This is a genomic window from Leeuwenhoekiella sp. ZYFB001, from assembly GCF_011784865.1.
Taxonomy (GTDB): domain Bacteria; phylum Bacteroidota; class Bacteroidia; order Flavobacteriales; family Flavobacteriaceae; genus Leeuwenhoekiella; species Leeuwenhoekiella palythoae.
The window spans coordinates 3,323,460-3,337,659 of record NZ_CP050460.1 but is presented as its reverse complement, the minus strand read 5'-3'; the positions used below and the strand labels follow the sequence as shown (position 1 = coordinate 3,337,659).

Here is a 14,200-nt window from a genome sequence, read left to right as displayed (position 1 = left end):
AGATCTAGGTAAGTTTGAGCTAAAGATTACTTTAACCCTAAAAATGACTTGATGAATTCCTTTTTTGGCATACTTAAAATGATGCTCAAATCATCTTTCAGGCTGCTTTCTCCGTCCAGAAATCTAAAAATTGCATCCACATTATTTTTCTTGAACATTCGGGTAAACAACTGCGCTCCCATTTGATTTTTTCGGTAAAGCACATCCAGAAAAATTGCATCGTACCAGCGATAACGATCCTTGATGCTAAACTTAGAAAGATCATGTTCCGCCTTTAAAAAAGCAATAAGTTGTTCTGTGCGTTTTAGGGTGTAGGTAAAAGTATAACCGGTGCTTCCGCGGGTCCAGCCGCCTGCAGTACCTATGTGAAGTATATTTTTTGAATTGAATTGTTCAAAAGGAAAAGCCGTCATAGGAATGCTGCCCTGTTCTTTGGAGTGAATGGTATACTCGGTAACACCTAATTCTTCAAGATATTCTTGAATTGCGACTTCATATTCTGCTTTTGGAAGCAGTTTTTCTGAAAAAAGCGTGTACTCTACCAGCGCCTTATTTTTCGCCGTAGGCAACACATACATAAAACGTGTGTTACCACGCTGTGGAATATCAAAATCCATAAATGTGGCAATGTCGGGCTCAAAAACTGACGATGGAATTTCAACTTCCCACCCTATAAAATGCTGCTGTAAAACAGGGAATTGCGTTTGCTTTTTAAGACGCTCCGGAGGAAGAATGCTAGTAAAGAGCTTTTCAGCGGAATATATGTTGTTTTTTGTTTGAACTTCAACCGAAACTCTATGTTCACGATGACTCAGGTACGTTTCCGTTCTAAATTGGAAATTTTTCGAAGCCTGAAGCTGTTCAAAAATTTGGTTGTAAAAATCGAGTCCTTCAATTTTACTGTATGTGTACTTTTTTAGCGGAATTTCAGCATCAAATTCTGCGCTTTTAAACCGAATAGTTTTCCATTTTTTGCTAATCACTGCATCCCACTCAGCAGTATGTTGACTCCAGAAACACCAGGTGCGATCATTGATTTTTTTGTCAGACTTATCAAGAATCAAAACCGATTTATCCTTAAAAAAAGCATCTTGACTCATGCGATACGCAAGCATCAACCCCGAAAGTCCGGCGCCGAGAATGATATAGTCAAAGTGATTTATGGCATCTTGCATCTGAGTTTAAAACTAGGATTAAAAATGCGTCCCGGCAACGGTCTATTGGTTTAAATACTTTAAAAGTTCTGACGAAGTGTAATACTCAAAGATCCTGCGTTTTACCTTGAATAGTTCGTCAAACATCAAAGTTACCGGTAGCGAGAATTCCCGATCTTCTCGCGATCCCAAAAGTGCAGCCAGTTGATGCACTGCATTGCGCTGTGTTTTTGCTAGTGGATTGGTAAACACTTTTCCATCAAAGGTGATGGTGTCTGTGGTTTCAGCGTTCATTCTGACTGCATAGAAATCTCGGTTAACTTTGGCGATGACTTCAGGCTTGGTAAAGACCACCCGGTCAATTTTTTTGCAATACGCACACCAGTCGGCATGAAAAAATACCAAAGTCTTCTTGGGGTTTTCAGTCAGCGCATCCTCAAGTTCTTCCCAACTTAACCAGTTGATTTGCTGATCACTCTTTTGAGCAATAAGGCTTCCGCAAGAAAGAAATAGAAAAAAGATTAATTGTTTCATAAACAAATTTTTGCCTGTCCTGCAAGGACTAGAAGTCGCCGAAGCGAATTCCGAAGAAAAATGTTCGCGGACGATTGGGACCATAAATATAATCTGAATCTCTAAGAGGCCCGCGATCAAAATCATCCTGATAGCTGTTAAACACATTTTGAACACCGGTACTCAATTCTATGTGAAAGGCGTCTTTGAGGTCAAAATGATAGGTAACTTTTGGGGTCACATCTATAAATTGTGGCGTTTCTTCAAGGGCGATAAAGCCGCTGTCGCTCACCACGTGCGGAGCAATCATACTGCCCGTGTAACTTGCTGTAAGGTCCATTTTAAAGGCTTCACTAATCACCCAGTTGGCATTAAAAAAGCCGTAAAGATTAGGCGCACGTGTAAACTCAGAGATAATCACGTCGTTTTCTCCGAGTACGGTTCCGTCGCTTTCAAAGAGTACTTGATCTTCTTTGTAGATCGACTTTTGATAGGTGATTCCGGCTTGAAAATATAAGTCTTGACTGGGTGATACCGTAAGTTCTACGTTAGTCCCGGCAACATAAGCGCCACTACCATTGCGAGATTCTTCAAGGATAGCGCCGTTAGGTAATGAAGCACCTGTGCTTACCAGTGTAAACGGATTCTGCAAGGTTGTGTAAAACCCTTCAACAAGCAATGAGGTCTGAGTTTTGTTGAAATTTTTAGTGAGATTCAGCGAGGCGGTATAGGCATTAGAAAATTCGCTTTCCAGGTCATCGCTCAAAATAGCAAAGCGCTGTTCGCCACCTACTGAACTGATGTGTAAATCTTCATTGAACGCTTGCGGCGCTCTAAAACCTCGAGCATAACCTCCTCTAAACTGCAATTCCTCTGTAATGTCATAAAGCAGCGTAATACGCGGACTCAAAACAGTTTCTGAGACTTCTGAAGTACGCTCAATATTCTGTATGGTGTAATATCCATCTACCGAAATATGATCAAGGCGTGCGCCTAAAAGGGTGGTAAAATCTTTTAAAGGTTTCCACTCATATTGACTGTAGAGCCCAAAACTATTTACTTGCTGATCTACAACACGATTGTATCCTAAGATCACATCTTCAGTATCATTCAATTGATATTCAACACCGCTGGTTAAAACATCTTTATTATTAAAAGTATGACTGAATTTTGCTCCGGAAACCAGCGCGAGATCTTTAGTGTTTCCAAAAGCGTTGTTGGCAGCGATAGAGTCTGCAGCCGTGCGCCCGCCACCTAAACCACCGTAATAGCTGTTGCGATCAGTATGTTGCACAGAAGCATACACCGAAAGATTATTCGTGCGTTTGTCATTGTACAACTCATAATCTGCCCCGGTAAATATCGTGTTGTGATCTAATTCTTCGGTAATGTCTGTAAACTGGGGCGCCAGCTCAATACGGTCTCCGCCGCGGCGGTATTCTTTTATTGCCGTAAAATCTAAACCAATCCTGCTGTTATCATTAGGTCTGTAAAAAGCTTTAGATCCAAAAGAATGATTGGTGAGTTTGGTGATTTCGCTAAAACCATCTCCGTTGGCATCAAATGCATCACGATCGCGGTACATCCCATAAAGGGTAACTCCAGTAGATAGATCTTCGCTAACGATCGACGTGTTCATATTCAATGTACGATCTGCTGTTTTACCATCTATTAGCCCCAGATTGCTGTTTACTTCCCAGCTGTTATTTACCGGTTCTTTAGTTATGACATTTACAGTTCCTGCAATCGCGTTAGACCCAAAAAGCGCCGAACCACCACTACGCACAACTTCTACCCGGTCAATGATGCTCACCGGAATTTGCTCCAGACCATACACGCCGTTGAGCGCACTAAAAACAGGTCTGCTGTTGACCAAAATTTGTGTGTATTGGCCTTCAAGTCCGTTGAGGCGCACTTGTGTAAAACCACAATTCTGGCAGTTGGTTTCCACACGCACTCCGGGCTGGTAATTAAGACCATCAGCGAGCGAAATAGATTGTGTTGCTTTGAACAATTTTGGGCTAAGCACTTTTACAATCACAGGAGCCTCCTTTTTACTGATGCGATTACGGGTGGCGCTCACCACAACTTCTTCCAGACCTAATAGATCTTCTTGAAGTTCAATGGCCAGCGGTTTATTTTTAAAATTTTCAGGTTGAATCGCTTTACGCTGGGTTTTAAAACCAACAGCTTTAAAAACTAAAGTAGCTTCTTCAAGAGACAAAGTGATTTCAAAAGATCCGTTCTCGTCAGCGGCAACACCATTTGTGGTGCCTTCTACTATGATATTAGCAAACGGAACCGGAGCAGTACCATCTGTAATTACACCGGTTATTGTGGTTTGCTCTTGTGCTAAAACCAATTGTGTTATGAACAGAAAAGCGATTTTAAGGTAGTTATTGAGAGACATTTACGGTTTTTAAAAATTAAAGTTTAGGCAAACCTAAAAAATATATTTGATATATTTTGCGTATTATTGCGGTATATTTAAAAATGAATATGACTTTTTCTGAAGAAAATTATTTAAAATCTATTTACGCCTTGCAAAAGGAGCATCCTAAAGGTGTAAGTACCAATGTTCTATCTAAGTATTTGGATACCAAGCCTGCTTCGGCTACAGAAATGATTAAAAAGCTAGATGAGAAGGGGTTAGTGCATTATCAACCTTATCAAGGTGTGGTTTTAAAAGATTCGGGATCAGTTTCCGCATTGAAAATTATACGTAAACACCGCTTATGGGAAACTTTCTTGGCCAATAAGCTTGATTTTAGTTGGGATGAAATTCACGACGTTGCCGAACAGTTAGAGCATATAAAATCTGATAAGCTTATACGCGAATTAGATAAGTTTTTAGGGTATCCTAAGCACGATCCGCATGGTGATCCGATTCCTGATGAAGAAGGAAATGTCGTAAAAATGGAAAAAAAGCGGGTGTCACAGTTAAATCCAGGCGATATCGGGACGTGTATTGGCGTGAACGATACTTCGTCTTCGTTTCTTCAGTTTTTAGATCAGCAAAACATACGTTTGGGTAGTGTGATCCATATTCTAAGTGTGCAGGAATTTGATAAAAGTATGACAGTGCGTATTGACGATCGCGAACTTCTGCTTTCTCAAATCGCGACAGAGCATATCTATGTGCGTGTATAATTTAATCCGTTTAAAAAGTTAGCATTTTAATATTATGAATGAAATCATCAATTATTTTGAAACCTTGAGTCCGGTTACCGGAGCCTTTTACGCAACCCTTTTTACTTGGGGCGTGACTGCATTGGGAGCAGCTTTAGTATTCTTTTTTAAAGGAATGAACCGCGCATTGTTTGATGCTATGCTGGGTTTTGCCGGCGGAGTGATGGTGGCAGCTAGCTTTTGGAGCTTGCTCGCGCCGGGAATTGAAATGAGCCCGGGAGAAGGTTTTGTTAAGGTGATTCCTGCTGCGGTTGGTTTTGCTTTGGGTGCAGCTTTTTTGTTTGGTCTTGACAAAGTGTTGCCGCATTTGCACGTTAACTTTAAGGAAGAAGATAAAGAGGGAATTAGAAGCCCTTGGCACAAATCGGTATTGCTTACGCTGGCGATCACGCTGCATAATATCCCCGAAGGTTTAGCCGTAGGGGTTTTGTTTGGCGGGGTAGCAGCCGGTTTTGATGGTGCTACCATTGGAGGTGCAGTAGCACTTGCAATAGGTATAGGATTACAAAATTTTCCGGAAGGTTTTGCGGTGGCGATGCCCTTACGTCGACAAGGTTTCAGCCGTTGGAAAAGTTTTAATTACGGGCAGCTTTCGGCTATTGTAGAACCTATCGCGGCGGTGGTTGGCGCCTATGCGGTGATGACTTTTCAGCCTATATTGCCTTATGCTTTAGCGTTTGCAGCAGGGGCAATGATCTTTGTAGTGGTAGAAGAGGTCGTGCCGGAAACTCAACAAGGCAACCATACTGATATTGCCACAATGGGCTTTATTGGCGGTTTTATCTTGATGATGACGCTTGACGTAGGTTTAGGCTAATTTGCAACAGCGGTCTGTTTCTGAAGTCTTTAAGAAACAGAAACACTACATTATGATGCGATTTCTCGTTGTTTTATTTCTATTGGTTTTCAATTGTGGACTGAACGCACAAGCGCAGCAAGGTCAAATCGTCATTGGTGAGGCAGTACACGAACCACAGCTCGTGGTTCAAGTTCCTTTTGGGGAACGGGTTGCATTTGGGGATGTTGAAATAGAACTTACCAGAGTGATCGACTCCCGTTGTCCACAAAACACAACTTGCGTTTGGGCAGGCATTGTAGAAATAGAGGCTTTAGTCTTCAAAAATGGAAAACCCATTGAAAGCCGAAAAATCAATTTAAACAGTCCGGCTAAAACACTCTTTAATTCTTCAGCTCAAGAATTGATGGGTCAGTCTGTTTTACCTTATCCTAATGCTACTCAACCAAAAATCAAACAAGAAGATTATGTGCTGAATGTAGTTTGGAGTCAGTTTTAAAGTTTGGACACACCAATATTAAAGAATGCTGCAGTGCGTGTTGAAGCGGATGCGCCTTTTAAGATATATCCAATATTTATAAGATCATCAGTCTGTAGTATTAAAAGAATATTTCCACTAGTACCCCAATAATCTGATCCCGGTAAGTTTACTTCACCGTTTGTTATAATTGACGAAGTTGTGTTGTTTAAGGAAACCTCAAGACGATAGGTTAAACTTCCTGGGGGGAGGTTAGTCGTTGAAAATCCCGCGGAAATCAAATACGTTCCACTTCTTAAAATACGTATTTCTCCGTTATTCTCTGTGGCTTGATAAAAATCAATATCTGAAACGAGTGTATTATCCTGATTTAATGGAAAAGGTGTAATGTTAGTGGTGTCAGTTATGATAATTGCGTTATTTGTTTGACCACGGTTAAGTATTATTGAAGGGGTCTGCACTCTCACAAAAGTCTGCCAAGAGCCCTCTTTATGAATGTACCAAGCATTTTCGGTAGTATTAAAAATAAATGCGCCATCAAGAGGTGTAGGAATTGCATTCATTTCAGAAGAGGTCATTCGTGGTTGAACCATTGCCCCAGTAGTACTTTCAATTTGAAACGCGGAACCCGGAGCCAGGGTTGAGGTGCCAATACCGACACCTACCTGATTTTCTTCAGTTTCTTGACTAAACAGAGGATTTAGAAAAAAAGGAATTAAAAAGACTGTGAAAATTCTACAAAGCATAGGTTATAATTTAACGATACCTATGTTAAAATATCTAGCATTTAGACTAGTTCCTGAATTATTAAGTACATAGCGAAGACTAACTACATCATTAGCATTAAAGCTAAAAACGAGAACACCGCTCGTTCCCCATTCGTTAGTTCCCGAGGGAAAATTGACATTACCACGCACTAAATAACCTATAAGACTATTATTTCTATAGACACCAATGATATACTTTCTGTTCCCAGAGGGTAAATTGCTTACAGCGAAACCTGAAGATACCATGTAGTTTCCTCCTTCTAATATTCTTAAGGTCCCATTACCAGTGATTTGAAAATATGAGTTGTCAATCGAAGTAACATCTGCTGTATTCAGTGGGAAATTGTAATAGGTATTATTCCCAGTGGCTACGATGCCATTGGTTGACTCTGAAGGATATTCTCTTCGTAAAACGGCAGACGGAAGGTCTGGTCGTGTTAAATCATTCCAAGTTCCTGAGGAATACAGAAATAATGAAGAAAAAGTATTGTTGTAAACAATTGAGCCGTCTAATGGAGATGGTATAGCAAGCATTTCAGAATTCGCCATTCTAGGTGGAACCAAAGCTCCAACTTTGCTATCTATTTGAAAAGCGCTACCATCGTCAGGATTAGTGGTACCAATAGCTACTTGGCTAAGTACAGGCTGACAAAAAACCAGAATTAAAAGGAAACAGAAAATATAATAATATCTTCCGTTGGGTGGTAATACGCGCACTTTTATACTTTTTCACAAGTATAATACTTATTATTTGGTATTTGAATAAAATTATTAAAAATAAAGGATAATTTTTAATAAAATCAGTGACACCCGCAATTATCGCTTCCGCAGGATTTATCGTTAGACTTTCCGTTTAAGAAAGCCGGTTTCCAAATGTATTTGGTTACCAAATATCCTACTGCGATTAGAAAGATCAATACGACTAATATATTCTGTAACATAGCTTTTAAATTATAAGTTGATAAGCCACTAGAGCTACAACATAAGCAAAACCACTCATAACCACAAGTTGTAGAATGGGCCACTTCCAAGTGTTGGTTTCCCGCTTTACGATCGCGAGCGTACTCATACATTGCATAGCAAAAGCATAAAAGAGCAATAGCGAAATCCCGCTGGCAAGATTAAATAATGGTCCGCCAAGTATAGGATTGACCTCACCCGCCATTCGGTTTTTAATGGTTTCTTCCTCTTCACTACCCACGCTGTAGATGGTTGCGAGTGTACCCACAAAGACCTCCCGCGCTGCAAATGAACTTACAATAGCTATACCAATTTTCCAATCGTAGCCTAAAGGTTGAACTACCGGCTCAATCGCTTTCCCCATATAACCTATATAACTATACTCGAGCTTTTGAGAAGCAATATGCTTGTCGAGTTCGCTTTCAGGAAACTCGCCGGCTTCCATTCTTGCGATGCTGTTTTCTTCTGCATTGTCAAACTGATCACCCGGACCGTTAGAGGCAAGAACCCAGAGCACGATAGAGATCGCTAAGATTATTTTTCCGGCGCCAACCACAAAAGATTTGGTCTTTTCGATCACATTATACGCCACATTTTTAAAAAGCGGAAGCTTATAATTAGGCATTTCAATCACAAAAAAGCTACGGCTCTTTATTTTTAAAATTCGGTCTAAAATCCAAGCTGAAAGCACTGCGGTTCCAAAACCTATAAGGTAGAGCAGCATCAGCACTAAACTCTGTAAGTTGAAGATATACAGCACGCGCTCATCAGGAATCACAAGCGAGATGATGATTAAATACACCGGTAAACGCGCACTACAGGTCGTAAAAGGTGTAACCAAAATCGTGATGAGGCGCTCTTTCCAATTCTCTATATTTCGGGTCGCCATAATCGCAGGAATCGCACAGGCAGTTCCTGAAACGAGAGGCACCACGCTTTTTCCGCTAAGGCCAAAACGGCGCATGATTCGATCCATTAAAAAGACCACGCGACTCATATAACCACTTTCTTCGAGCAGCGAAATGAATAAAAACAAGAAGGCAATCTGTGGAATAAAAATCACTATTCCTCCAAGTCCCGGGATGATTCCTTCAGCAATTAGATTAGTAAATGCGCCGGGAGGCATCGTGTTACGCACCCATTCTCCCATCGCAGCAAAACTCTCATCGATCAAATCCATAGGATAAGACGACCAGTCATAAATCGCTTGAAATATGAGAAGTAAAATCGCAAAGAAGATCACATATCCCCAAACCTTGTGGGTAAGAATACGGTCAAGGCGACTGCGTAGATCTTTTGCTGCCAAATGATCTATGCTCAAAGTTTCTTTTAGAACCCCGTTGATGAATTGATAGCGAACAATCGTTTCTTTCTGTTGAAGCCGCTTGAGGTTTGATTTGCTTTCGGTTTTAAACGTGCTGATGCTTTGCATCTCATTGCGATCAAGTTTCCCAAAATTCACATCTTGGGTAATGACCAGCCATAATTTATATAAATCCTGCTTTGGAAAAGCGTTACGCAACCGTTCAAAATATTCAGGAGCGATCACCGAAGCATTCACGCAAGGTTCTGTCGTAATGTTTTTATAATTGGCAATAAGTTCTTTCAGCTTATCGAAGCCTGTGTTTTTACGCGAACTTACCAAAGCAATTTTAGTATTCAGGCGCTCTTCGAGCTTCTCGATATCCAGACTTATCGCCTTACGATCCATACGATCTGCCATATTTATCGCAAGGATCGTGGGGATGTTAAGATCTTTAATTTGGGTAAACAGGAGTAGATTGCGCTTTAGATTTTCAACATCTGCAACCACTACAGCAACATCAGGATAATCCTTATCATTTTTATTGAGAAGCAGTTCAATGACTACATTTTCATCAAGCGAACTTGCGTTAAGACTGTACGTGCCAGGAAGGTCAAGAATATGTGCTTTTACTCCGCGCGGAAGTTTACAAACCCCTTCTTTTTTTTCGACGGTGATTCCCGGGTAGTTTCCTACCTGCTGTTTTAGTCCGGTTAATTGATTAAATACAGAGGTCTTACCGGTATTGGGATTTCCTATAAGGGCTACATTGAGCTGTTTACTCATGAGAGAGCTTTTCTACTGTGATAAAACTAGCAGTCTCACGGCGTATCGCTAAGTGACTGCCATTAATATTGAGGTACATGGGGTCTTTAAAAGGAGCGATCTGTACCAATTCTACTTCATTGCCGGGAAGGCACCCCATTTCTAATAATTTAAGAGGGACATTATCAAGTTCAAATGAAACGATAATTGCTTTTTCCCCACGTTTAAGTAAGTTGAGTGAAGTAGTCAATTTATTTAGATTGAATTTAAACAAGGCAAAAGTAAACGAAAACCAATAGAAGCGAAAAGATTTTAGCCACAAACTGGGCTAAAGCGGCATGTTTTAAGAGTTTTCGTCACCTTCTATCGCTTTTAAGATGGCGATATCTTCTAAAAGTTTTTCAATGGCTTCAGGGTCTGTACCATCATAAAATCCACGGATGCGCTTTTTAGAATCAATAAGCATAAAATTCTCGGTATGAATCATATCATATTTACCGCCGTCTCCTTGCGTTTTGACCGCTAGATAACTTTTGCGGGCCAGCTCATAAATTTGCTTTTTGGGACCGGTAACGAGATTCCATTTGGAGTCATTCACGCCTTTTTCTAGCGCATAACGTTTGAGTTGTGCGACGGTATCAGTTGCTGGTATAACGGTGTGCGACAGTAATTTAACCGAAGGGTCGTCTTTTAATTTTTCTTGTATTTGCACCATATGTTCCGTCATAATCGGGCAAATCGTCTGGCAGGTAGTAAAGAAAAAATCGGCTACATAAATCCCGGGGTAATCTTTTTGAGTAATGGTGTCTCCGTTTTGATTCACCAATTCAAAATCGGCTATTTTATGGTATTTCTTTACAAACTGAACCGTGCTATCTACTAAACTATGGTCAACCATGGTAGGTTGATAGATAGGAAGGCTGGGCGCCGGTTTCATCAACGTATAAAAGGTATAAAGGATCACTGCGGAAAGGATTACCATCACGATGGCAAACTTTTTGTATTTAGCAAAAAACTGAAGCATAACACGTGTTTTGTATTTACAAAATTACGCCGTGAACGCTGGTTAGCAAAGCCAGAATGCTTCAATCTTTGCATTTTACATTAAGCTTTACTATCAAAGTTTCTAATGCGAATGTAAAAGGTTACTTTTGTGCACTTTTTAATCGCTGGGCGATCACCAAAAGTTAAATTACCCTTAGGTAGAACCACTGATGATCGACTTCTATTAAAAATGTTTTTTGCTACTAATAAGGAGGTGGTTTGTTGCCACTAGTTAGATAAATTTTATGGATCCATTTTTTGTAAAAGGAGCTCAGTTGTTTTTGAGCCTTTCACTTTTGATTGTACTTCACGAGTTTGGGCATTTTATTCCCGCCCGACTTTTTAAAATTCGCGTAGAAAAATTCTTCCTCTTTTTTGATGTTAAGTTTTCGCTTTTCAAAAAGAAAATAGGTGAGACCGTTTACGGGATTGGCTGGCTTCCGCTAGGAGGTTATGTAAAAATTGCCGGAATGATCGATGAGAGTATGGATAAGGAAGCGATGGCTCAGGAGCCTAAAGAGTGGGAATTCCGTTCTAAGCCGGCCTGGCAGCGTCTTATCGTGATGATCGGTGGGGTTACTGTGAATATTATTTTGGGCTTTTTTATCTACATAATGATCATTGCCTATTACGGAAATCCGGTGGTAGGTCCTGAACAAATGCCTGACGGAATTGAGGTTTCTGAAGGGTTTAAAGAATACGGTTTTAGAGACGGAGATCAGATTTTAGCCGTTAATGGAGCGCCTTACGAAAACAATTTGGCGATCAATCGTGATATGATGTTGCGCGATGTGAGTTCCATTACCGTTGCACACACTGACGGAAGCGAGGAGACGATTACGATCCCAGAAGATATAGGGACTACAATGTTTCAGTCTGGAGAGACCGATGCATTGGCGCCACTCATTAAGCCGGTTTTAGATAGTGTAGTTCCTGAATCTGCAGCGGCAAAAGCCGGACTCAAAAAAGGGGATGTGCTTACTCAAATTAATGATAACCCAATCAATACGTGGACTGATTTTAAAGGAAGTAAGAAGGAAGGTGTTAACGAGTATGCTGTGACCTATTCTCGTGATGGGCAACTGGCAAACACCACCGTAACCTTAGACGATAACGGAAACTTTGGTGTGTACCCTAAAGCTAATTATAAATCAAAAGTGGTTAAGTATTCTTTTGGCGAAAGCATCGCAAAAGGAATCAATCACGGGTACTGGAAGCTGCACGACTACGTAGCGCAGTTTAAATATGTGTTTACTAAAAAAGGAGCCTCTCAAGTAGGTGGTTTTGGGGCGATCGCAGGATTATTTCCAGATACCTGGAACTGGTTATCGTTTTGGGAAACCACAGCTTTTATTTCGATCATACTCGCGTTTATGAATATTCTACCAATTCCTGCTTTAGATGGAGGTCACGTAATGTTCTTATTATATGAAATCATCACCGGAAGAAAGCCTAGCGATAAATTTCTTGAGTATGCGCAGATGATAGGGTTCTTCTTGCTAATTGCCTTAGTATTATACGCTAACGGAAATGATATTTACCGCTGGATTACCGGTAGCTAAGCCACAAAACACGACGATAAAAAATCTATCAAATATTTTTTAAAATTAGTTTTGTGGGTTTAAATAGTTGTGTATATTTGCATCCGCTTTCAGCAAATAAGCGAAACGTTCTTTAAGGCACAACGAAAACAGAAGTATTGCGATACGCTGTGTGACTTTAAAAATTGAAAGATTAAATTCCTCCTTAGCTCAGTTGGTTAGAGCATTTGACTGTTAATCAAAGGGTCCTTGGTTCGAGCCCAAGAGGGGGAGCAAAATTAAGCCTTAACTACCTGTAGTTGAGGCTTTTTTGTTTTGTAATAGTTCGTTTAGTACCACAATCCTATCCATCAAAAGGCTGAATACACACTATACGCACAAAACAGAATGACAAAGCCGACGACTCCTTGTAGTAATGTGCCTAATGTGTGTTTGCGGTAGGCTTCCTTTACCGGCATTTCTCCCAGTTGACTTACGATCCAGAAATACGAGTCATTAGCGTGCGAAACAGTAAGTGATCCTGCGCCTATGGCCATTATGACCCATACCTTGCCCATTTCAGAGTCAAAACCTAATGCGGGTAGTAACGGCAGCATTATAGAACTTATGGTGATGATTGCAACGGTAGACGAACCTTGAGCTGATTTAAGTAATGCGGCTAATAAGAACGGAATCGCCAAGCCCAATCCATTACTGAAAGATTCTAAATTGATCCCTTCGGTAAGATTTGCGGTTTGAATAACCGTTCCTAAAGCGCCACCCATCGCTGTAATTAAGAGAATAGGAGCAGCTTGCGTCATTCCTTTTTTGATAATTTCAGAAATATCTTGTTGTTGTTTTTTGCATATGCTGAAGGCGACCAGCACCCCTGCGAGAAGCGCAATTACAGGATCACCCAGAAATAGAAGTATATCGATGAATAGATTGGATCCTTCAAAAAACAATGGGATGATTGAAGCTGCTGCCATTAAGAGAATAGGGAGCGCTAAAGGCCAAATCGCTGCCGAAAATGAAGGGAGGGCGGTGTCTCGGTCAAAATAGTTTTGAAGATTGTTACGATCAAAGGCATCCTGCTGATTGCTTTTTCTGAAAAAGTAATACGAGAAACATGCACCGATAAGCATCAGTACAAGACCAAAAATTCCCCCTGCTAAAAGCAAGAGATATAAATTTTCTAGCTGAAGATTTCCAGCTGCGGCTAACGGTCCCGGCGTTGGTGGTACCAAAACATGTGCAGAAAACAATCCGGTGGAAAGCGCAACCGTTAAAGCGTTGCGCCGGGCGGTGTTATTGAGCGCCAGTTTTTTGGTCAACGGAGCCAAAATAACGAAAGCCGCATCGCAAAAAACAGGAATTGAAACCAAATATCCCAAAGCACTAATCACAAAAGGCAACGGTAGAATAGTCAGTTTTTTAATGATGCCTTTGGCAATTGCCGTGGTCGCATTTGTTGTTTCTAAAGCAACGCCAATCCACGCGCCAAAAAGAATCAGTAGGCCGATGTTTTTAAACATCGCTCCAAAACCGGTGCTTATCGTTTCCGGGATTTCTTCTAATGGAATCTGGAGGAGAAAGGCCAAACCTAAGGCGCTAATGAGCAACACAAAAAAGGGATGCCAGCGCAGGTAACTCGTACCTGCAATGATCCAAACAACAACGAGTACAATATAAATTAGATCTAATCCCATAA

The 14,200-nt window shown here is 40.7% G+C and carries 14 protein-coding genes and 1 tRNA gene; 5 read left to right on the top strand and 10 right to left on the bottom strand.

Going from position 1 to position 14,200, the window contains the following annotated elements:
* Positions 1–26: 26 nt before the first annotated feature.
* The 3 genes from HCN54_RS14290 to HCN54_RS14280 are packed head-to-tail and all read right to left on the bottom strand — an operon-like array spanning position 27 to position 4,077.
* Positions 27–1,175, bottom strand: coding sequence for a lycopene cyclase family protein (locus HCN54_RS14290; protein ID WP_167598317.1), 1,149 nt, complete (start codon positions 1,173–1,175; stop codon positions 27–29).
* Positions 1,176–1,217: 42 nt separating this feature from the next.
* Positions 1,218–1,688, bottom strand: coding sequence for a thioredoxin family protein (locus tag HCN54_RS14285; RefSeq protein WP_167598316.1), 471 nt, complete (start codon positions 1,686–1,688; stop codon positions 1,218–1,220).
* Positions 1,689–1,716: 28 nt separating this feature from the next.
* Positions 1,717–4,077: a TonB-dependent receptor gene (locus tag HCN54_RS14280; protein ID WP_167598315.1), complete on the bottom strand. Its 2,361-nt coding sequence runs from the start codon at positions 4,075–4,077 to the stop codon at positions 1,717–1,719.
* Between the two features lie 89 nt (positions 4,078–4,166).
* Between HCN54_RS14280 and HCN54_RS14275 the strand changes: the two genes are divergently transcribed.
* The 3 genes from HCN54_RS14275 to HCN54_RS14265 are packed head-to-tail and all read left to right on the top strand — an operon-like array spanning position 4,167 to position 6,151.
* Positions 4,167–4,817 (top strand): metal-dependent transcriptional regulator, encoded by a 651-nt coding sequence (locus HCN54_RS14275; protein ID WP_167598314.1) that lies wholly within the window; start codon positions 4,167–4,169, stop codon positions 4,815–4,817.
* A gap of 34 nt (positions 4,818–4,851) precedes the next feature.
* Positions 4,852–5,673, top strand: a complete 822-nt coding sequence (locus tag HCN54_RS14270) for a ZIP family metal transporter (RefSeq protein ID WP_167598313.1) — start codon at positions 4,852–4,854, stop codon at positions 5,671–5,673.
* Between the two features lie 52 nt (positions 5,674–5,725).
* Positions 5,726–6,151, top strand: a complete 426-nt coding sequence (locus tag HCN54_RS14265) for a hypothetical protein (RefSeq protein WP_167598312.1) — start codon at positions 5,726–5,728, stop codon at positions 6,149–6,151.
* Here HCN54_RS14265 and HCN54_RS14260 read toward each other — a convergent pair.
* From HCN54_RS14260 to HCN54_RS14235, 6 genes are all read right to left on the bottom strand, one after another.
* The gene (locus HCN54_RS14260) at positions 6,148–6,876 is read right to left on the bottom strand and encodes a hypothetical protein (RefSeq protein ID WP_167598311.1); all 729 of its coding nucleotides are present in this window, start codon (positions 6,874–6,876) and stop codon (positions 6,148–6,150) included. The two genes, HCN54_RS14265 and HCN54_RS14260, sit on opposite strands and share 4 nt — an antisense overlap.
* Positions 6,877–6,879: 3 nt before the next feature.
* Positions 6,880–7,614, bottom strand: a complete 735-nt coding sequence (locus tag HCN54_RS14255; RefSeq protein ID WP_167598310.1) for a hypothetical protein — start codon at positions 7,612–7,614, stop codon at positions 6,880–6,882.
* Between the two features lie 83 nt (positions 7,615–7,697).
* Positions 7,698–7,838 carry a hypothetical protein gene (locus tag HCN54_RS14250; protein ID WP_164916909.1) on the bottom strand — a complete coding sequence of 47 codons (141 nt, stop codon included), beginning with the start codon at positions 7,836–7,838 and terminating at the stop codon, positions 7,698–7,700.
* A gap of 5 nt (positions 7,839–7,843) precedes the next feature.
* On the bottom strand, positions 7,844–9,946 hold the full coding sequence (gene feoB, locus HCN54_RS14245; protein ID WP_072980689.1) for a ferrous iron transport protein B: 2,103 nt from the start codon (positions 9,944–9,946) through the stop codon (positions 7,844–7,846).
* Positions 9,939–10,175 (bottom strand): ferrous iron transport protein A, encoded by a 237-nt coding sequence (locus tag HCN54_RS14240; RefSeq protein ID WP_072981740.1) that lies wholly within the window; start codon positions 10,173–10,175, stop codon positions 9,939–9,941. The genes feoB and HCN54_RS14240 overlap by 8 nt, the downstream gene beginning before the upstream one ends.
* A 93-nt stretch (positions 10,176–10,268) precedes the next feature.
* Positions 10,269–10,949 (bottom strand): SCO family protein, encoded by a 681-nt coding sequence (locus tag HCN54_RS14235; protein ID WP_167598309.1) that lies wholly within the window; start codon positions 10,947–10,949, stop codon positions 10,269–10,271.
* Positions 10,950–11,214: 265 nt separating this feature from the next.
* Between HCN54_RS14235 and rseP the strand changes: the two genes are divergently transcribed.
* Complete coding sequence (gene rseP, locus HCN54_RS14230) at positions 11,215–12,531, top strand: RIP metalloprotease RseP (RefSeq protein ID WP_167598308.1); 1,317 nt, start codon at positions 11,215–11,217, stop codon at positions 12,529–12,531.
* A 178-nt stretch (positions 12,532–12,709) separates the two neighbouring features.
* Positions 12,710–12,783, top strand: a tRNA-Asn gene (locus tag HCN54_RS14225).
* Positions 12,784–12,860: 77 nt separating this feature from the next.
* Here the strand turns inward: HCN54_RS14225 and HCN54_RS14220 are convergent.
* A complete protein-coding gene (locus tag HCN54_RS14220) occupies positions 12,861–14,198 on the bottom strand; it encodes a GntP family permease (RefSeq protein ID WP_167598307.1) in 1,338 nt (445 codons plus the stop codon).
* Positions 14,199–14,200 lie beyond the last annotated feature (2 nt).